Consider the following 18,077-nt stretch of genomic DNA (forward strand, 5'->3'; position numbering starts at 1 on the left):
GCCGTGCGCGGCCTCGAACGGCCGGGCGCGTCGGCGACGCTCCTGCCCGTCGTCGCGCTCGTCGCCGGCATGGTCTCGCTCCAGAGCGGAGCGGCCCTGGCCAAGAGCCTGTTCCCGATCGTCGGCGCGGCCGGCGTGTCGAGCCTGCGCGTCGGCTTCTCGGGCCTGATCCTGCTCGCGGTGTGGCGGCCGTGGCGGCGGAGCCTGAGCTTACGCGAGGCCGGGATCATCGCGCTCTACGGCGCCGCGCTCGGGATGATGAACCTCACCTTCTACCTGGCGCTTCGCACGATCCCGCTCGGGCCCGCGGTGGCGATCGAGTTCCTCGGGCCGCTCGCGGTCGCGCTCTCGGCCTCGCGCCGAACCGCTGACTTCGCCTGGATCGGCCTCGCGGTGCTCGGGCTCGGGTTGCTGCTGCCGATGCGCGAGGCCGGCGGCCTGGACCCGGCGGGTGTGGCCTACGCCCTCGTCGCGGCTTTGGCCTGGGCGCTCTACATCGTGTTCGGGCAGCGCCCGGGCCGGGTCGACGGCGGTCAGGCGGTGTCGCTCGGCATGCTCGCGGCGGCCATCGTGGTGGCGCCGTTCGGCCTGGCGAGCTCCGGCGCGGCCCTGCTCGATCCCGAGACGCTGGCGCTCGGCTTCGGGATCGCGGTGCTGTCGAGTGCGCTGCCGTACTCGCTGGAGATGGTGGCCCTGCGCCGGCTGACGCGGCAGGCCTTCGGGGTGATGATGAGCCTGGAGCCGGCGGTCGCGGCGCTCGCGGCGTTGATCCTGCTCGGCGAGCGCCTGTCCCTGCTGCAATGGCTGGCGATCGGCTGCGTCATCGCGGCCTCCGCCGGCATCACCGCCGGTGGCCGGAAGGCGAGCGCGACGGAGCGGACCGCCTGACGAACGATCGGGAGGGCGTCTCCACCGTGACCGACGCGGGTGGTTCGTCCGCGGTCAGCCTTTCCACACCTGCCCCGGCCGCAGCGCGAGGAAGCGCGCGCGTGGCTGCCCGGCCTGGTCCATCGCCGCGTCCAACGCCTCGGCCGGCTGCGCGATGCCCTCGTCGGTGAGCCGGAAGGTGCCCCAATGGTGGCCGAGCGCCTGGGTCGCCCCGAGCAGGTCGAGGGCGGCGACCGCGTCGGCCGGGTTCATGTGCTGCGCCTGCATGAACCAGCGCGGCTCGTAGGCGCCGATCGGCAGGGTCGCCAGCCGCGGCGGCCCGAAGCGGGCACGCACGTCCCGGAAGATCGCGCCGTCGCCGAAGCCGGTATCGCCGACATGGTAGTGGACGCCCCAGGGCGTGGTCAGCACGAAGGCGCACCACAGGGCCATGCGCCGGTCGTTCAGCCCGCGGGCCGACCAGTGGTAGGCCGGCGTCAGGTGGACGGCCACCCCGTCGCCGAGATCGACCGAGCCGCCCCAGTCGGCGGTCTCGACATGCATCGTGTCGTCGTAACCGCGCAGGATCGTGTCGTTGCCGAGCGGCGCGACGACCAGCGGCTGGTGCGCCTGCCAGATCCGCGCGAGGCTCGGCCCGTCGAGATGGTCGTAGTGGTTGTGGGTGATCAGCACGGCGTCGATCGGCGGCAGGTCGGCCATGGCGATGCCGGGGGGGTTGACCCGCTTCGGGCCCGCGAAGCGCGTCGGGCTCGCGCGCGTGGCGAAGACCGGGTCGATCAGGATGTTGCGGCCGGCGACCTGCACCAGGTAGCTGGCATGCCCGATCAGCACGATGCGCAGGCCCGTGACGCGCTCCGGCGGACGGTCGGCCGGGAAGGGGCTCGGATAGGCCTTGGGCCACGCCGTTCCGCCGCGCTCGGCCTTCCAGCGGAGGATGTCGGCCAGGGCCTTGTCGGCGACCTGGCCGGGCGCGAAGAACCGCACCCCGTCGAAGTGGTCGCTTTCCGGCCCGCGGTAGTACGGGTTGCGCCCGCGCCTGTGCACGGCGTAGCCGACGCCGCCCAGGGTCATCACCGTGGCCGCGCTCGCGGCCGTGAGCAGCCTTCGCCGTTTCATGCCGTGATCACATGGCCGGCGCCGCCCCGGAATCAAGCGGATGCCGATGCCGGCCCGGCCGTCATCGAAAACTTGCGCGAACTTCGACTTGTGAACAGACGGCGGCCTCGCGCTGCGCTATGGCCTTGTTGCACCTGGGAAACGAACCGCCCCGCCATGGCCGTCACCGCCGCCACGTCCTTCGGCAGGAACCTCCTGCTGCGCGCCCTCCAGCCCGCCGACCGGGCGCTGATCGCGCCCTACGCCGAGCCGGCCGAGTTCGCGCGCGGCGACATCGTGTTCGAATCGGGCGATCCGGTCTCGCACGTCACCTTCCCGTGCGACCACACCGTGGTCACCCTGGCGATCACCATGCTCGACGGCCGCATGACCGAGACCGCGACGGTCGGCTGGGAGGGCGCGGTCGGCGGCGTGGTCAGCCAGGGCTACCTGCCGGCCTTCAGCCGCGCCGTGGTCCAGATCGGCGGCCCGGGGCTGCGCGTGGAGGCGGGGCGCCTTCAGGCGGCCAAGCACGCGTCGAGCACGCTGCGCAACCTGTTCACCCGCTACTCCGACTGCCTGATCGCCCAGCTCCTGCAATCGGTGGCCTGCAACGCCCTGCACCCGATCGAGCAGCGCGCCGCCAAGTGGCTGCTGACCCTGCACGACCGGCTCTCGACCGACGTGCTGCCGATCACCCAGGACGTGCTCGCCGAGATGCTCGGCGTCCGCCGCACCTACCTGTCCGGCGTCCTGCGCGGCCTGCACGACCGCGGGATGATCGCGGTGTCGCGCGGCCGCATCGCCATCCGCGACCGGGCGGCCCTGGAGCGGGCGGCCTGCGAGTGCCACGACCGGGTGCGCCGTCATTTCGAGGAGGTGCTCGGCGCGGTCTATCGCGACGACGGCACGCTGGTGGCCGTCGACCCGGCCGCGGCCGGCGGGTCCGCGGCCGGCCAGCCCTCGCAGGGAAGGGCGGCCTGAGCGCCATGACCGCCGCACCGACGCCGGACGACCCGCTGGACGACGCGCGTCTCGCCGCCCTCGACACCTACGACATCCTCGACACGCCCGCCGAGGCCGGCTTCGAGGACATCGTCCTGCTGGCCTCGCAGGCCTGCGAGACCCCGACCGCGCTCGTCAGCTTCGTCGCCAAGGACCGGCAATGGTTCAAGGCCCGCATCGGCTTCGACCCGTGCGAGACGCCGCTGTCGCAATCGGTCTGCGCGCACGCGCTGGGCCGGGACGGCATCCTGGTGATCCCCGACCTGACCCGCGATCCGCGGACCCGCGACAACGCCCTGGTCACGGGCGATCCGCAGATCCGGTTCTATGCCGGCGCGCCGCTGCACACGCAGGAGGGTTTCGCCCTCGGCACGCTCTGCGTCATCGACTCCGTCCCGCGCCCCGAAGGGCTGACCGACCGGCAGATGGCGACGCTCGCCGCCCTCGCGCGCCAGGTGATGGTCCAGCTCGAGCTGCGCCGGGCGATCGAGAACCGCGAGCAGGCGCTCGCCGCCCGCGCGCTGGCCGAGGAGCAGCTGCGGCTCGCAGTCGAAGCCACCGGCATCGGCATCTTCGACTTCGACCTCGCGAGCGGCGAGCTGCGCTGGGACGCGCGGGTGCGCGCCCTGTTCGGCGTGCCGGCCCGCGGCCCAGTCACCTACGCCGAGACCTATCTCGGCGGCCTGCACCCCGACGACCGGGAGCGCGCGGACGCGGCGGTCCGGGCGGCCATGGACCCGGCCGGCACCGGCGCGCTCGACATCGACTACCGGGTGATCGCGGCCGACACCGGCGCGCAGCGCTGGATCGCCGCCCGCGGGCGGGCGATCCTCGAGGACGGCGTCGCGGTCCGCTTCATCGGCACCGTCCGCGACATCACCGAGCACAAATCCGCCGACCTCGCCCTGAAGGCGACCGAGGAGCGCTATCGCCTGGCGGCGCGGGCCACCACCGACGCGATCTGGGACTGGGACCTCGTCGCGGACCAGGTCCGGTGGAACGAGGCGCTGATGCTGGCCCACGGCCACGACCTCGGGGACGTCGCGCCGCAGGGCGCCTGGTGGCTCGCCCAGATCCATCCGGAGGACCGCGACCGGATCGCCCGCAGCATCCATGCGGCGATCGACGGCGCGACCGAGACCTGGACCGACGAGTACCGCTTCCGGCGGGGCGACGGCAGCTACGCCGCGGTGATCGACCGCGGCTACATCATCCGCGACGGCGCGGGCCGGGCGGTGCGGATGATCGGGGCGATGCTCGACATCACCCGGCGCAACGAGACCGAGCGCCGCCTGCGCCAGAACCAGGCGCAGCTCGACACCGTGCTCCAGACCATGCCGGTGGGCATCCTGCTGGCCGAGGCCCCGAGCGGCCGGATCGTCTTCGGCAACTCGCGCCTGGAGCGCATCCTCGGCCACGCCACCCTCTACGCCGAAGACCGTGCCGGCTACGGCGCCTACCGCGCCTTCCGCTCGGACGGGGCGCCGGTGGCGCCGGAGGACTACCCGCTCGCCCGCCTCACCGCGGGCGAGGTCGACCATGCCGAGCTGGAAGCGCACTACCAGCGGCCGGACGGGTCGCGCCGCTGGATCGAGATCGTCGGCGAGGCGGTGAAGGACCCGTCCGGCGCCACGATCGGCGCCGTGGTGGCGATCAGCGACATCGAGGACCGCAAGCGCGCCGCGGCGCAGCAGGACATCCTCCACCACGAGCTCGGCCATCGCCTGAAGAACACGCTGGCGCTGGTCCAGGCGATCGCGACGCAGACCCTGCGCAACGTCACCGATCTGGACGCGGCGCGCGAGGCCCTGTCGGCCCGTCTCGTGGCCATGGGCAAGGCGCACGACATCCTGCTCTCCGGCGAGAGCGAGAGCGCCGGGATGGAGGCGGTGCTCAGCGGCGCGCTGAGCATCCACGACGACGGCGGGCCGCAGCGGTTCCGGCTGTCCGGCCCCGACCTCGCGGTCCGCCCGAAGGCGGCGCTGTCGCTGGCGCTGATGGCGCACGAGCTCGCCACCAACGCGGTCAAGTACGGCGCGCTCTCGGTGCCGGGCGGCAGCGTGGCCCTGGGCTGGCACGTCGCGGGCGAGGGGCCCGGCGCGGTGATCCACCTGCTCTGGCGCGAGCAGGGCGGTCCGCCGGTGGTCGAGCCGCGCCGCAAGGGTTTCGGCACCCGGCTGATCGAGCGCGGCCTCGTCGGCGCGATCGGCGGCGCGGTGGCGCTGGCCTACCCGGAAACCGGCGTCACCTGCACGGTCACGGCGCCGCTCAGCGGCTTGATGGAAGCGTAGGGCGGATCGCCGCCCGGCACGCCGAGGCTCCGCTCAGCCCGGATCGTCCGCGGGCTTCGGGCCGGGCGGCGCGAAGAAATCCTCCGGTGGAGCGACGACGACGCGCCCGGCTGCCACGTCGAGCTCGGGAACGAAGGCCTTGGTGAAGGGCAGCAGCGCGGTGGCGCCACCCTGCGCGGGCTTGATCTCGAGGAGATCGCCGCCGCCGTAGTTCGGCACGGCGACGATGGTGCCGAGCACGGTGCCGGCGGCATCGATCGCCGGCAGCCCGACGAGGTCGGCCGTGAAGACCTCGTCCTCATCGGGGTCGCCGAGGCGCTCGCGGGGGACGTGGAGGAGGGTCCGGTTCAGCGCCTCCGCGCCGGTCCGGTCGGAGACGCCGCGCACCCGCGCGATCAGCAGGTCGGGCGAGGAGCCGGGCGCCGGGCGCACGCTCGTCAGCTCGAACGTCCGGCCGTCGGCCGCGACGAGGGAGCCGTAGCCGGCGATCGCCTGCGGGTCGCCGGTATAGGATTTCAGGCGGATCTCGCCGTTCAGCCCCTGCGCCCGCCCGAACTCGCCCATCACGACGAGGCTCGGATCGACCGCGGCGGGAGCCGGCTTCGCCGCGGGCTTGGGCCGCGGCGAGGTCTGGGTGCCCGGCGCGATGGCGCCGCGGCGCGCGCCGTCGCCGCGGGATGGGCCTGCGGGACGACGCATGCTGGCGCTCCTTAAGCGGCTGCGTCCTCGGCGGGCTTGGCGGCCTTCTCGGCGCGCTTGGCGGCGCGCTCCTTGGCCTTCTCGCCCGGCTCGGCCTTCTGCGGGTTGTTGCGGGTGGGGCGCTTGGCGAGGCCGGCGGCGTCGAGGAAGCGCAGGACGCGGTCGGTCGGCTGCGCGCCCTTGGCGAGCCACGCCGTGATCTTCTCGGCCTCGAGCACGATGCGGGCCGGGTCGTCCTTGGCCTTCATCGGGTCGTAGGCGCCGACCTTCTCGATGAAGCGGCCGTCGCGGGGCGCGCGGGCGTCGGCGACGACGATGCGGTAGTACGGGCGCTTCTTGGCGCCGCCACGGGTCAGGCGGATCTTGAGGGACATGTCTTCAGCTCCTGATTTGCTTCGATCGATCGGCGAATCGTGGGTAGTGAGTAGCGAACAGATGGCCGAAAGCCCCGTTCGCTATTCGCTACTCCCCATTCGCCCTACTTCTTCTTCCCGAACGGGAAGCCGCCGAGGCCCGGCATCTTCGGCGCGCCGAGACCCGGAAGGCCCGGCATCTTGCCGCCGCCCCCGAGGCCGGGGGGCATCGGCGGCAGCTTGCCGCCGAACTGCTTCTGCATCGCCTCGATCTGCTCCGGCGTCGGCTCGGGCATCCCCGGGGGAAGCCCGGGCATCCCGCCCATGCCGCCCGGCATCCCGCCGCCGCCGAGGCCGAACATCGAGCCCAGCGCCTGGCCGATGCCGCGCTTGCCCGAGCCCATCGCCTTCATCATGTCGGCCATGGTCCGGTGCATCTTCAGGAGCTTGTTCAGCTCCTCGACCTTGGTGCCCGAGCCGGCCGCGATGCGCTTCTTGCGGGAGTTCTTGAGGAGATCAGGGTTCTTGCGCTCCTGCGCCGTCATCGAGGAGATGATCGCGCGCTGGCGCTTGAACATCTTCTCGTCGAGGTTGGCGCCCTCGACCTGCTTCTTCATCGCGCCCATGCCGGGCAGCATGCCCATCAGGCCGCCGATGCCGCCCATCTTCTCCATCTGGGCGAGCTGCATCGACAGGTCGTCGAGGTCGAACTTGCCCTTGCGCATCTTCTCCGCGGTGCGGAGCGCCTGCTCGTGATCGATGGTCTCGGCCGCCTTCTCGACGAGCGAGACGATGTCGCCCATGCCGAGGATGCGGTTGGCGACGCGGGAGGGGTGGAACTCCTCCAGCGCGTCGACCTTCTCGCCGGTGCCGACGAGCTTGATCGGCTTGCCGGTGACGGCGCGCATCGAGAGCGCCGCACCGCCGCGCGAATCGCCGTCCATGCGGGTGAGCACGATGCCGGTGACGCCGAGGCGCTGGTCGAAGGCGCGGGCAGTGTTGACCGCGTCCTGGCCGGTGAGCGCGTCGGCGACGAGCAGGACCTCGTGGGGTTTCGTCGCCGCCTTCACCTCGGCGGCTTCCTGCATCAGGGCCTCGTCGACCGTGGTGCGGCCGGCGGTGTCGAGCATCACCACGTCGAAGCCGCCGAGCCGGGCGGCATCCATCGCGCGCTTGGCGATCTGCACCGCCGACTGGCCGGCGACGATCGGCAGGCAGGCGACGCCGACCTGGCCGGCGAGGACGGCGAGCTGCTCCATCGCCGCCGGGCGGCGGGTGTCGAGGGAGGCGAGCAGCACCTTGCGCTTCTCGCGGTCCGACAGGCGGCGGGCGATCTTGGCCGTCGTGGTGGTCTTGCCCGAGCCCTGCAGTCCGACCATCAGGATCGGCACGGGGGCGGGCGCGTTCAGGTCGATCACCGCGGCGTCGGTGCCGAGCATCGCCACGAGCTCGTCGTTGACGATCTTCACGACCATCTGGCCGGGCGTCACCGACTTCAGCACGACGGCGCCGACGGCCTTCTCGCGCACCGCGTCGGTGAAGCCGCGGACCACCTCGAGCGCCACGTCGGCCTCGAGCAGGGCGCGGCGGACCTCGCGCATCGCGGCGGTGACGTCGGCCTCGGTCAGCGCACCCCGGCGGGTGAGGCCGGAGAGGATGCCGGACAGGCGGTCGGAAAGGCCCTCGAACATGGCGCTACTGGTCCAGCCCCGACGCGGCGGCGCGACGCGCCTGGAACGCATCCTCGAAGGCGCCGACCGCGCGGGCGAACTTGTCCCGGCAGCCCGGATTGCAGAAGCCGACTACGGCGCCGTTGTACAGCGTCAGCGAATCGGCCGCGATCGGCTTGCCCGACCAGGGGCAGACCTCGTTCACGGCATCCTCGATGCGCAGGGCGGCGGATGGGGTCATGGCGTGGGTCAAGGACGGCCTTCGTGAGGACGCTGCCGCCAACGCCGAGCACGCCCGAGGGCGCGGACGCGCTGTCGGGCGTTGACCTCCGGTCTCGGTGGACCGGTCGGCTTCGGAGTCGACGAAGAACGTCGGATGCGCCGGGCGATACGGAAGCTCACGCGAAAAGTCAATTTCGCGAAGGATCTGCAGCGGTCCGTCGTCCCCGCCGACGGCCGGGCTCGCCTTTTCGCACGGTCCTCCCACCTTCGGAAGACCAAGGCGCCAAGGAGGAGACCCGCATGGCATACGTATCGGCCAAGATCGTGGAAGAGGGCAGGGCGGCCAAGAAGCAGGGCGCGCCGCTCTCGGCCGACCCCTACCCGGCCGGCTCGCAGGACAGCGCGGACTGGCTCGAAGGCTACACCTTCGACGAGCGCGAGCAGAACGTCGACCAGGAGAGCGACCAGGAGATCGAGAAGGGCGCGGGCTGAGGGGCAGGGCGGGATCCGGCCCACATTCCCGTGATCGGACGGCGAGACGGCGTTAACCTTTACCGATCGTTAAGCATGTTCGGCGCTGAATGGCCTCGATCGTTGAGGACATGCCGATGTCGGACCCCGCCCGCAACCTGCCACCCTACGAGTCCGGTGGACGCCCGGCCCCGGGCCCGCTGCGCGACTGGCTCGCCGCCATGAAGGCCCAGGCGCCCGCCGCCCAGGCCCCGGCACAGCCCCAAGTCGAGGCGCGCCAAGTCGAGGCGCGCCATGCCGAGGCGCGCCCGGCGCCGCGTCCCGAGGCCCGCGCCGCCGAGCAGGCCTGGTCGCCCCGGATCGTGCAGCAGCCGGCCGAGGCCCCGCGCTCGAACTCGGACGCCGAGGACGTCTCGGAGCTGATGGCCGAGAACCTGATGCTGAAGGCCAAGCTTCGGCTCGAGGCCGACCGCCACGGCGAGCTGCAGACCCTGCTCGCCCAGGAGATCCGCGAGCTGCGCAACCACGTGCAGATCGAGATGAACGCCCTCCAGGAAATCCGCGCCGAGCGCGATCACTTCCGGGCGGAGCGCGATCAGATCCGCGACGAGCTCGACGCGATGCGCGAGGAGCGCGACCTGTGGCGCGCCCGCACCGAGGCGCTGGCGCAGCCGCTGTTCCAGAAGCGCTGAACCGGCTTCGCATCGGCACGGCGACGCGATCGCCGTGCCCCCCGAAAAGCCGAAGGGCCGCCCGTTAGGGCGGCCCTTCCATTGCCGAACCGCGGTCCGGCCGAAACTGTCCCGAGTGTGCGGCTCGAGCGCCCTTAGAAGGAGGCGCCGGAGGCGACGGTCCAGGTCCGGTAAGCCGAAGACAGCGGCTGATGACAATGAGACACTGGATCACCTCCTTTCGTTCGTTGCTGGGACCCCGAAGGTAGGCGGTGGGACCCGCCCTGTGAAGCCCCTCGCCTGCGTTGTCTCGCCGCCCCCCGCGGCCGCGCGGCCGGCGGGGCGTCAGGGGCGACTCGCGACGACGGTGGCGACGAGGTCCCGCAGGATCGTGGCCAGCTCGGCCTGCGCGGCGGGCGTCGCGAGGTTGTGGTCGGTGCCCGCGATGATCGCGACCGGCGCGCCGAGGCGCCGGGCGGCCCGCTCCGGCGTGCGGCCGACATGCCTGCGCAGGGCGGGGATCCCGGGATCGCCGACCGCGTAGACGAGGCGCAGAGGCGCGCCGCGCCGGCGCATCGCCGCGATCCGGCGCGCGACGCTGCCGCCCTCGGGCGCCGGACGGAACAGCGCCTTCCACCGGCGTTCGGCCATGCACAGGCCGCGGCGCAGGAGCACGCTGCCGATCGCCCGGACGCCGACCTCGCCCTTGAGCAGTCGGCGCCACGTGCTGCCGCGCCGGAGCAGGGCGGCATAGGTCGCGGCGCTTCCCACCGTCCGGCGCACGACGGCGTCGACGTCGTCGTCCGGGTGCCAGTCGAAGCAGTAGAGGTTGGCCAGCAGCGCGCCCGCGACCCGGCGGTCGCGCCACGCCGCCTGGAACGCCGCGTAGGCGCCGCTGCAATTGCCGACGAGGACGACCCGGCTCGCGCCCTGCGCCTCCAGGTGGTCCAGGGCGTGACGGAAATCGTCGAGGGTGTCGGCCGAGAACATCGGCGAGGCGCCGCCCGGCCGATCCGCGCTGTCGCCGACCCCGGCCAGATCCATCCGCAGCGACGGCACGCCCTCGGCCGCGAGAACGCGGGCCATCCGCGTCGCCTGACGGCCCCAGCCGGAATGCGCGCTGAGGCCGGCGGCGATGAACAGGACCGTCGGCGCCCCCGTCGACGGGCCGGTCGGCCGGGCGTGGATGCCGAACAGCCCCGGCCCGAACCGGGCCGCCTCCTCCCGCCAGCCGCCTCCGGCAAGATGGGCGGGCGCCGCGACGGCGCGCGCCGAATTCGGCCGGGGCAGGGCGCCTGCGGTCGCGAAGGCGACCACCTCGGCGAAGGCCGCCTCGGGTGCCTCCGAGAACAGCGGGTTGCCGACGAGCTGGGCGAGGCCGGGCAGGGCGCCCGCCGTCACCGCGGCGCCGAGCGCGGCGTAGCGCTTGGCGAGGGCGTCGGTCTCCGCGCCGAGGATCAGGATCTCGGGCGCCGGCCGGACCGTCGCCGAAGCGAGGTCGATCCGCGCAAGGTCGGCCGCGAGCTCCGGGCCGATCGGAAAGCCGCCGACCGAGAGGCGACCGGGCATCTCGGCCGGCGCGGTGCCGTCCGACAGCTGGTTCACCGCCGGGGCCCGCAGCTTCATCTCGCGCAGGTACCCGCGCCCGGTCCGGCACGGCGCCATCAGCACGAGCCGGTCGACGCCGCCCTCCTCGGCCACGAGCGCCGCCAGCGTCGCCCCGAGCCGCAGGCCGACGAGGACGACCTCCGTCACCCCCGGTTCCTCGCGCAGGAAGCGCACCGCCCTGCGGACCGCATCGCGCCACGCCGCCAGCGTCCCGGCGCCCGCATCCGCCGAATCGCCCTCGCCCGGATAGTCGAAGCGCAGGGTCGCGCAGCCGGTGGCGGCGATCCGTCCGGCCAGTGCCCGCCACGGGCGATGCGCCGAGAGCTGCTCGAAGCCGGTCGCACCGCACAGGATCACGCCGCGCCGGCCGATGCCCGGGCTGAACCATCCGAACAGGCCGTCGATCACGACCGGTTCCGCTTCGAGGGGCGACAGGCGCTGCGGCAAGGGAGCGTGCATCATCAAGGTTTTAGAACCTCACGATCTCGTTTGTGTTGACGGCCCGGACGATCCCGCGCGGACGGCCGTCCCCGACGAGGGCAATGCGCCGCCGCGTGCCGGGCGCGAGATGGAAGCCGTCGTCGGCGGGACGCGCGTCCGTCTCGGTCTCGATCCGCACGCAGAGCGCGAAGCGGTCCGCCGCGACCCGGAGGACGGGACCGGCCGCGCCGGCCTCGATCGCGGCGGCGAGCCCGATCGGGCGCGGTGCCGGATCGCGCCCTTGCGGGAAGTGGAAGCTCTCGGCGAGGACGCCGTCGCGGTCCGGGCCGATCAGGCTCGCGTGGGCGAGGCTGTGCGCGGGGGGGCCGAAGCGGTAGCTTCCGGTGGCATCGAAGAACCGCCCGAGCAGCGTCGCGCTCGACCAGGTTCCCGAGCTGCGCGGATCGCACGCGATCGCGCGCTCGGCCTGCTGCACCACGCGCCCCTCGGCATCGCTGAAGACGAGCCGCAACGTTGCGGACAGCGGCGCGGCCGTCTCGTTGTGGACGTGGAGGTGCAGGCCGTTCAGGCCCTCGTCCGAGATCGCCAGCTGGATGGGCCGGAAGGCGCGCTTCAGGGCGTGCCACGCCGATTTCGGGCGGCCGGCCGCATCGACGACGCCCCATCCGATCCCGGGGGCGAGGTCGCGGAAGTTCCACACGAGCCCGCCGGCGGTGGGCGAGCGCGCCCGGCGCCACTCGCCGAACACCGCCTCCATCACCTCGGCGCTCGTCGCGCGGGCGAGCGCGCGGTAGCGGTCCGGGTCGTCGCGACGCAGGGTCTCGGGGTCGAGCCCGAACAGCGTCCGAAGATAGTGGTCGCGGACCTGCTCGAAGTCCCAATCCGCGCCGCGGTCGCGCGGGATCGCCGCGGCCCAGGCCGGGCCGGCGGGGTCCAGGAGGTCAGCCTCCCGCAGCGTCGCGTCCTCGGGCACGTTGGCGAAGGCCAGGCATTCCGAAGCGAAGCCGACCTCGGCGCGGCGCGCATCCTCCAGCGGCCGGCGATAGGCGCCGACGCCGTAATAGTGGGCGAGCCCGGCCTCGGTCGAGAACGGCAGGTCCCCGCCGAAGGGCGAGTTCGGCACCACCACGAGGTCCGGCCGCAGGCGGGCGACGCGGGCGGCGAGGACGTCCTCGGCGAAGCCCCCGGTCCAGGCGTCTCGGGGGAACCCGAGCATCGCCGCCTGCTGCGCGACCTCGCTGCCGCCGCACAGGACGCAGAGCGAGGGCGAGGCCTGGGTGCGGTCGAGGAAGCCGTCGATCTCGGCGAGCAGCAGCTCCCGAAAGGCCGGATCGTCGACGGGATAGTCGAAGTTGGCGAGCATCAGGTCCTGGAAGACCAGGATGCCGAGCTCGTCGCACAGGTCATGGAAGGCGTCGGATTCGTAGAGCGTGATGCCGGAGACCCGCAGCATGTTCATGCCGGCCTCGTGCGCGAGCGCCAGCAACGGGCGGCACGCCTCGGCCGAATGGCCGACGAGGTCGGCCGGCGTCCAGCACGCGCCGCGGCAGAACACCGGCACGCCGTTGACCGTCAGGCTCAGGCCCTCGGCGAACGGCCGTTCCAGCGCGATCGTGCGGAAGCCGACGCGACCGAGCGCCAGCACATGGCCGTCGATCTCGGCCTCGACCGCGTGGAGCCGCGGCTCTCCGTGGGTGTGCGGCCACCACAAGGCGACCTCGGGAATCAGCACCTCGCCGGCGAAGCCGCCCGCCGCGTCGGCCTCGATCACCGCCTCTGCCCCGGCGCAGCGGAGCGTCAGCCGGGAGCCTCCGGCATCGGCGAGGGCGAGGCCGAGGCGCAGGCGGCCGGTGCCGCCGTCGAGCGCGGCGCGCAGGTCGACCGACAGCACGTGCGGACGCCCGGGACCGATCGCGGTCCGGGTGACGGGCCGGTACGGGCCGACCGTGTCGATCGGCGGGCACCAGCCGGGCATGAAGCCGAGCAGGCTGGTGCGGACGTGGCGCAGCGCTCCGGGCGTCGCCAGGCGAGGGCGCCAGCGCCCGCGCCGGTTGGGCCGGGCGAGCTCGGCCTGCAGGGCGCGGAAGCACAGGGCGAGCTCGACCGTGCCCGTCCCCTCGACCGCGATGGCGTGGGCGAGGAACATCGAGCGCGTCTCGAGGCGGAGCACGCCGTCGACCCAGATCTCGGCGAGCGTCGCCAGCCCCTCGAAGCGGAGGGATTCGCGGCCCTGCAGGGTCAGCGCGGTGCGGTACCAGACGTCCGCCCCGTGGAGCGGCGTCGGCTCGGCCTCCGACCAGAGGCCGGCCGCACGGAGCGCGGCGGCCGCGGTGCCGGGGACCTCCGCCGAAATCCAGCCCAGCAGGCTCGCCGCCTCGCCCGGCCCGGCGCAGGCACCGGGCGCCGTCACCACGAGGGACCACGGCCCTTCGATCGTGCGGGCCGGGATGCCGTCGACGGCGTGGAGGCGGGCCACGGCGCCGTCCCTCAGCGCAGGGCGCGGTCGAGGGCGGAGAAGACCGCGTCGTAGCTCGCGGCGGGGCGCTCGAGCGCGGCCGCCAGCGGCGCGGCGTTGCGCCGGCCGAAGGCGCGGGCGAGCTGGAACTGGAACGCCTTGGTCTCCTGTGCCAGCCGCGTCGCCGCCTCCGCCGCGGTGGCGAGATCGGCCAGCCCCGCGGCGTCGAGCCAGGCGAGGTGGCTGCCGAGAAGCTCGAAGTTGGCCCCGAGCTGGCGTGTGGTGTTGAAGGCGTAGCGGTGGAAGACCGAGAGCGGCTGCAGCACGAGGGCCTCGCCGGTCTGCTCCAGCGCCGCCTGGAAGGCGCGCACGGGGTTCGTCCGCGGGGCGCGGGTGCGATGCCCGCACAGCAGCGTGCGGGCCGCCGCCCGCAGCGCGCGAGGCGGCAGGGGCGGGGCGACCACCTTCACGAACTCGGCGTAGGGCGCCAGCAGGGCAGGGCCGAAGATGCCGTCGTAGTCGTCGGCGGCGAGCTGGAAGCGGCCGGCATTGTGCAGGTAGTCGAGGGTGCGCCGCCGCGGGTCGAGCCCGAGGATCGCGATCGTCGTCTTGGCGTGCTCGCGCCCGTAGGTGGTGCCGGCGGTGTCGGGCAGGTGGATCGCGTCGACCTCGACGAGCACCGGGCAGCCGCGGGCGACCTGGACGCTCGCGTGGCGCTCGAGCCCATCGTAGACGGCGAGCTCCTCCAGGCGCAGGCCGTAGAGCGCCTCGATGTCGGCCATCGCCGGCTTGAAGAAGGTGAACTGGTCGCCCTCGAAATCCTGGCGCAGGGTGAAGCCGAGCATCCCCTCCGGTTCGAGCCCGCGGGCGTGCAGCAGCTCGATCCAGAGGTCGACGTAGCAGTTGGTCTCCGGCCAGGCGCGGGCCGGGGCGTGGAGCGGGTGGGGCGCCGGCTCGGGGGCGGCGTCCGGGGCACGGGCGAGGGCGAGGGCGGCCGGCACCGTCCTAGCCCCAGAGCTGCGTGCGCACGTCCGCCGGCCAGGCGGCGAGGTCGAGGCCGTGGTGGCGCAGCAGCGCGAGCGTGATCCGCTCCAGGCCGAACCCGACGCAGGCGGTGTGGGCGACGGCGCCGTCCGCCTGGCCGATCTCCCAGGTGCTGCCGAAGTGGTCCTGGTGGTAGTTGAAGCTCAGGCAGGCGGTCGGTGGGGCCTCGCTGTTGACCGGCACGTTGAGCTCGAACTTGAGCCCCTGCATGCGCTGGTTGTTGGCGAGCATCCGCCCGGCGCGGCCGAAGAACGGGTCGTTGGCCGGGTCGACCGCCAGGGGCAGGCCGAGGGCGCGCATCATCGCGGTGCCGCGCTCGAGCCAGACCTCGCGGAAGGCCAGCACCTGCTCGGGGCTGCCCATGCGCACGTACTCGCGCATGCGGAACATCTGCATCCGGGTCGGCTCGACCGAGGGCTCGTGGCGGAAGCAGTAGGATTGCAGGTCGAACAGCAGGCCGCCGGCCGGCAGGGGCCCCCGCGCGGCGGCGACCGGGTAGAGCGGGTAGCAGGCGGCCGGCGTCAGCACGATGTCGGTGCAGGCCTGGTCCTGGGTCCAGTCCCGCCCGGCCTCGACGCAGGCGAGGAGGCGCGCGTGGGCGGCCTCGTCGCCGCAGAAGCTGTGCACGGTGCCGGCGAGGTTGGGGAAGCCCTTGAGGTAGCCGCTGCGCTCGAAGGCCGGGCGGCTCATGCCCGGCGGGAAGCGCATCCGCTCGGCGCCGTCGGCCGCGCCGAGGCGCGAGACGAGGGCGTCGAGCGCCTCGACCACGCTCTCGAAGTCGCCGCCGCGCCCGTACAGCCCGTCGATCCCGGTGCGCACCAGGTGGCCGCGGTCGAAGAGGCGGTCGAGGAACGAGCGCGGTTCCGTCGCATCCGCCTGGGACGGGCTCGTCTCGAGCGGCGCGGCGAGGGTCGGGGTGGCCAAGCTGTCCATCACGCGCTCAGGAATTGGCCGTTGCCCTTCTGCACCAGCAGAAGGTTGGCGGTGTTGCTGTGGATACGGTCGTTGCTAATCATCAGCGGCGCCGACATCACGTCGCGCAGCGCCCGGCCGAGGCTGAACGGGGTTCCGTTCTTGTAGCCGGCGATGCCGACGATCCCCAGCGCCAGCTGGACGATGGCGACGGCCGCGGTCGAGGCGGTGGTCTTCACGTTGTTCAAGGCCACCGCGAAGCCGATCGAGCCGAGCAGATCGGGCGCGCCCTGGGCTTCCGCGTAGTGGCGCAGCCCGCCCTGGATGGTCCCCTTCATCGCCTGCAGCGCGCTCGTCGCCTCGGCGAGACGCAGGGCGCCCGGCGGCACCGTGCCCGGCCGGCGGCGGGCCTCGGCCTGGACGAAGGTCCGCGCCCGGTCGACGGCATGGCTCGCGATCCCGAACCAGACGCTGCTCCACAGCAGGTGCGAGGAGGCCAGCATCGACTGGGCCGCGATCTCGGCGAAGGGCTTCGGCAGGATCTGGGCGATCGGCACGTCGCGGGCGGCGAGCAGGAAGCCGTCGCTGCAGGTGCCGCGCATGCCGAGCGTGTCCCAGCGGCTGGTCCGCTCCAGGGTGATCTGGTCGGCCGTCAGCGCGACAAGGACCTGGTCGGAGGAGGCGGCGTCCGGATGGCGCCGGCCGGTGGCGAGGATCACGTCGGCGTGGGCGCCGTAGGAGATCACGGTGGCGTCCTTGCGGAAGGCGAACGCGTCGCCCTCGGCCTCGACCGCGCAGAGGCTGTTGCGCAGGTCGCCGCCGATGCCGCCCTCGGTGGTCGCCGAGGCGACGAGCAGCTGCCGCTCCGCCACCCGCTGCATCAGCGCGCGGTGCCAGGCGCTCTCCCCGCCATGGGTGACGAGGCTCGCGACCTTGATCTGGTGCATCGCGAACACCATCCCGGTCGCGGCGCAGGCCTGCCCCAGGCCGAAGCAGGCCTCCGCCAGCCGGCTCATGTCGGCCCCCTCGCCGCCGAACGCCTCCGGGATCTGGATCCCGAGGAGCCGCTCCTCGCGGAGCGCGGCGACGGCTTCCGCGGGGAAGCGCCCCTCGCGATCGACGGCGTCCGCATGGAGCGCGGCGACCTGCGCGACCCGGCGGATGCGCTCCGCGAAGGCCGGCGGAGCGAGAACCGGTTCGGGGGGCACCCGCTTGGCGAGAGCGCTCATGCGTCCACCGGCTGGGCGATCGTCGCGACGGTGCTGCGGATCGCGCGGATCGTCGCGAACGACGCCCGGTTCAAGAGATGATCGGGGAACTCGATGTTGAACCGCTCCTCGAGCGCGAGCATCAGCTGCACGGATCCGAAGGAGCACAGGCCCTTGTCGAACAGATCGTCGTCGTCCGAGAGCCGGTCGACTTGGCCGGACAGGGACTCGATTCCACCGAGCGTTTCGCGAATGTCGTGAGAGGAAATCATTGCACGCAACACCATCTGATCCATCTCGAACCTGAAGCCTTGGATTGTCGTCGTCAATTCTTACTCTTCAATAAAGTTAACTTAATAATTGGTGAATTCTAAAGCTTTGATGTCTATCGCGCTGGAAGTCGGTATTCGCTCCTTCGCACCGCGAGACAGGATTCGCCGGAGGCGAGGCGGCGATGCGCGAAGCGGCGATCGAAAGCACGCCGCAGATCGAATTGACGACATTGCGCACAATCCATGTGCGAAGTGCCGGCAGGATCTGTGTTTCGACGGCTTCCGTGGTCGGTTGCGCGGGCCAGATCGCTACATCCGTATGCAAGCTGGCTAAAGGTCACTCGATTCGTTGCCGTGATGCAACAGCGGCGTCGCACGAGGTCTTCGGGGAGGATTCGACGTTGCTCGGGTGGACCGGTTCGCACACAGTGCTCGGGCACTGGGGGCATCGCAAAAGCGGGCCCGATGAGCCCGCACCAAAAAGCGGGCCGCAAAACAAGGTGTGACGCGATCGGCCCCGGCCCCGCGACCACACGATCCTCGGGTCTCGAAGCTTTTGGAGATATCTATGACGCTTTTGAAGAGCACCCTGCTCGCTTCGGCCGCCGGCTTCGCCGCCGTCGCCGGCGCCCAGGCTGCCGATTTGCCCGTCAAGAAGGCCGCCCCCATCGAGTACGTCCGCGTCTGCTCCGCCTACGGCGCCGGCTTCTTCTACATTCCCGGCACCGACACCTGCCTCCGCCTTTCGGGTCGCGCCCGCTTCGACGCTGCC

Annotated in this window: 18 protein-coding genes; 7 read left to right on the forward strand and 11 right to left on the reverse strand. The window is 72.7% G+C overall.

The annotated features are described in order from the left end of the window. Positions 1-3: 3 nt before the first annotated feature. A complete protein-coding gene (locus MKK60_RS20495) occupies positions 4-888 on the forward strand; it encodes an EamA family transporter (protein ID WP_409567433.1) in 885 nt (294 codons plus the stop codon). 54 nt (positions 889-942) lie between these two features. Here the strand turns inward: MKK60_RS20495 and MKK60_RS20500 are convergent, their stop codons facing one another. Beyond that, positions 943-2,004, reverse strand: a complete 1,062-nt coding sequence (locus MKK60_RS20500; protein WP_243988380.1) for an MBL fold metallo-hydrolase — start codon at positions 2,002-2,004, stop codon at positions 943-945. A gap of 156 nt (positions 2,005-2,160) precedes the next feature. On the opposite strand from MKK60_RS20500, the gene MKK60_RS20505 reads away from it, so the two are divergent. Further along, positions 2,161-2,967 (forward strand): Crp/Fnr family transcriptional regulator, encoded by an 807-nt coding sequence (locus MKK60_RS20505; protein ID WP_147727551.1) that lies wholly within the window; start codon positions 2,161-2,163, stop codon positions 2,965-2,967. A gap of 5 nt (positions 2,968-2,972) precedes the next feature. After that, positions 2,973-5,279, forward strand: coding sequence for a PAS domain-containing protein (locus MKK60_RS20510; protein ID WP_243988381.1), 2,307 nt, complete (start codon positions 2,973-2,975; stop codon positions 5,277-5,279). Between the two features lie 33 nt (positions 5,280-5,312). On the opposite strand, the gene rimM is transcribed toward MKK60_RS20510, so the two are convergent. The 4 genes from rimM to MKK60_RS20530 all read right to left on the reverse strand — a co-directional run bounded on the left by rimM (position 5,313) and on the right by MKK60_RS20530 (position 8,242). After that, on the reverse strand, positions 5,313-5,978 hold the full coding sequence (gene rimM, locus MKK60_RS20515; protein WP_243988382.1) for a ribosome maturation factor RimM: 666 nt from the start codon (positions 5,976-5,978) through the stop codon (positions 5,313-5,315). Positions 5,979-5,989: 11 nt separating this feature from the next. Then, positions 5,990-6,352 carry a 30S ribosomal protein S16 gene (rpsP, locus tag MKK60_RS20520; RefSeq protein WP_147728730.1) on the reverse strand — a complete coding sequence of 121 codons (363 nt, stop codon included), beginning with the start codon at positions 6,350-6,352 and terminating at the stop codon, positions 5,990-5,992. Between the two features lie 104 nt (positions 6,353-6,456). Then, complete coding sequence (gene ffh / locus MKK60_RS20525) at positions 6,457-8,022, reverse strand: signal recognition particle protein (protein WP_147844507.1); 1,566 nt, start codon at positions 8,020-8,022, stop codon at positions 6,457-6,459. Positions 8,023-8,026: 4 nt separating this feature from the next. Beyond that, on the reverse strand, positions 8,027-8,242 hold the full coding sequence (locus MKK60_RS20530) for a glutathione S-transferase (protein ID WP_147728734.1): 216 nt from the start codon (positions 8,240-8,242) through the stop codon (positions 8,027-8,029). Positions 8,243-8,523: 281 nt separating this feature from the next. Between MKK60_RS20530 and MKK60_RS20535 the strand changes: the two genes are divergently transcribed. Continuing rightward, a complete protein-coding gene (locus MKK60_RS20535; protein ID WP_243933742.1) occupies positions 8,524-8,715 on the forward strand; it encodes a hypothetical protein in 192 nt (63 codons plus the stop codon). A 116-nt stretch (positions 8,716-8,831) separates the two neighbouring features. Then, entirely contained in the window at positions 8,832-9,386 is a 555-nt protein-coding gene (locus MKK60_RS20540) for an ATPase (protein WP_243988383.1), read from the forward strand. Between the two features lie 324 nt (positions 9,387-9,710). Here the strand turns inward: MKK60_RS20540 and MKK60_RS20545 are convergent, their stop codons facing one another. The 6 genes from MKK60_RS20545 to MKK60_RS20570 are packed head-to-tail and all read right to left on the reverse strand — an operon-like array spanning position 9,711 to position 17,320. Further along, positions 9,711-11,435 carry a thioesterase gene (locus MKK60_RS20545; protein WP_243933738.1) on the reverse strand — a complete coding sequence of 575 codons (1,725 nt, stop codon included), beginning with the start codon at positions 11,433-11,435 and terminating at the stop codon, positions 9,711-9,713. Positions 11,436-11,442: 7 nt separating this feature from the next. After that, positions 11,443-13,890: a glycoside hydrolase family 2 protein gene (locus tag MKK60_RS20550; RefSeq protein ID WP_243988384.1), complete on the reverse strand. Its 2,448-nt coding sequence runs from the start codon at positions 13,888-13,890 to the stop codon at positions 11,443-11,445. Between the two features lie 11 nt (positions 13,891-13,901). Continuing rightward, the gene (locus MKK60_RS20555) at positions 13,902-14,870 is read right to left on the reverse strand and encodes a DUF1839 family protein (protein ID WP_243988385.1); all 969 of its coding nucleotides are present in this window, start codon (positions 14,868-14,870) and stop codon (positions 13,902-13,904) included. A gap of 4 nt (positions 14,871-14,874) precedes the next feature. After that, positions 14,875-15,837: an amino acid--[acyl-carrier-protein] ligase gene (locus MKK60_RS20560; RefSeq protein WP_409567137.1), complete on the reverse strand. Its 963-nt coding sequence runs from the start codon at positions 15,835-15,837 to the stop codon at positions 14,875-14,877. Positions 15,838-15,845: 8 nt separating this feature from the next. Next, complete coding sequence (locus MKK60_RS20565) at positions 15,846-17,054, reverse strand: acyl-CoA dehydrogenase family protein (RefSeq protein WP_243933730.1); 1,209 nt, start codon at positions 17,052-17,054, stop codon at positions 15,846-15,848. Beyond that, a complete protein-coding gene (locus tag MKK60_RS20570; RefSeq protein WP_409567138.1) occupies positions 17,051-17,320 on the reverse strand; it encodes an acyl carrier protein in 270 nt (89 codons plus the stop codon). The genes MKK60_RS20565 and MKK60_RS20570 overlap by 4 nt, the downstream gene beginning before the upstream one ends. 167 nt (positions 17,321-17,487) lie before the next feature. Here MKK60_RS20570 and MKK60_RS20575 point away from each other — a divergent pair, with 167 nt between their 5' ends. Then, the gene (locus tag MKK60_RS20575) at positions 17,488-17,811 is read left to right on the forward strand and encodes a hypothetical protein (protein ID WP_243949989.1); all 324 of its coding nucleotides are present in this window, start codon (positions 17,488-17,490) and stop codon (positions 17,809-17,811) included. Between the two features lie 62 nt (positions 17,812-17,873). Then, positions 17,874-18,077, forward strand: a 204-nt coding sequence (locus tag MKK60_RS20580; protein WP_243988386.1) for a porin, incomplete at its 3' end; no start/stop codon positions are given.

The sequence above is a fragment of the Methylobacterium sp. J-092 genome, from assembly GCF_022829325.1.
Lineage (GTDB): Bacteria > Pseudomonadota > Alphaproteobacteria > Rhizobiales > Beijerinckiaceae > Methylobacterium.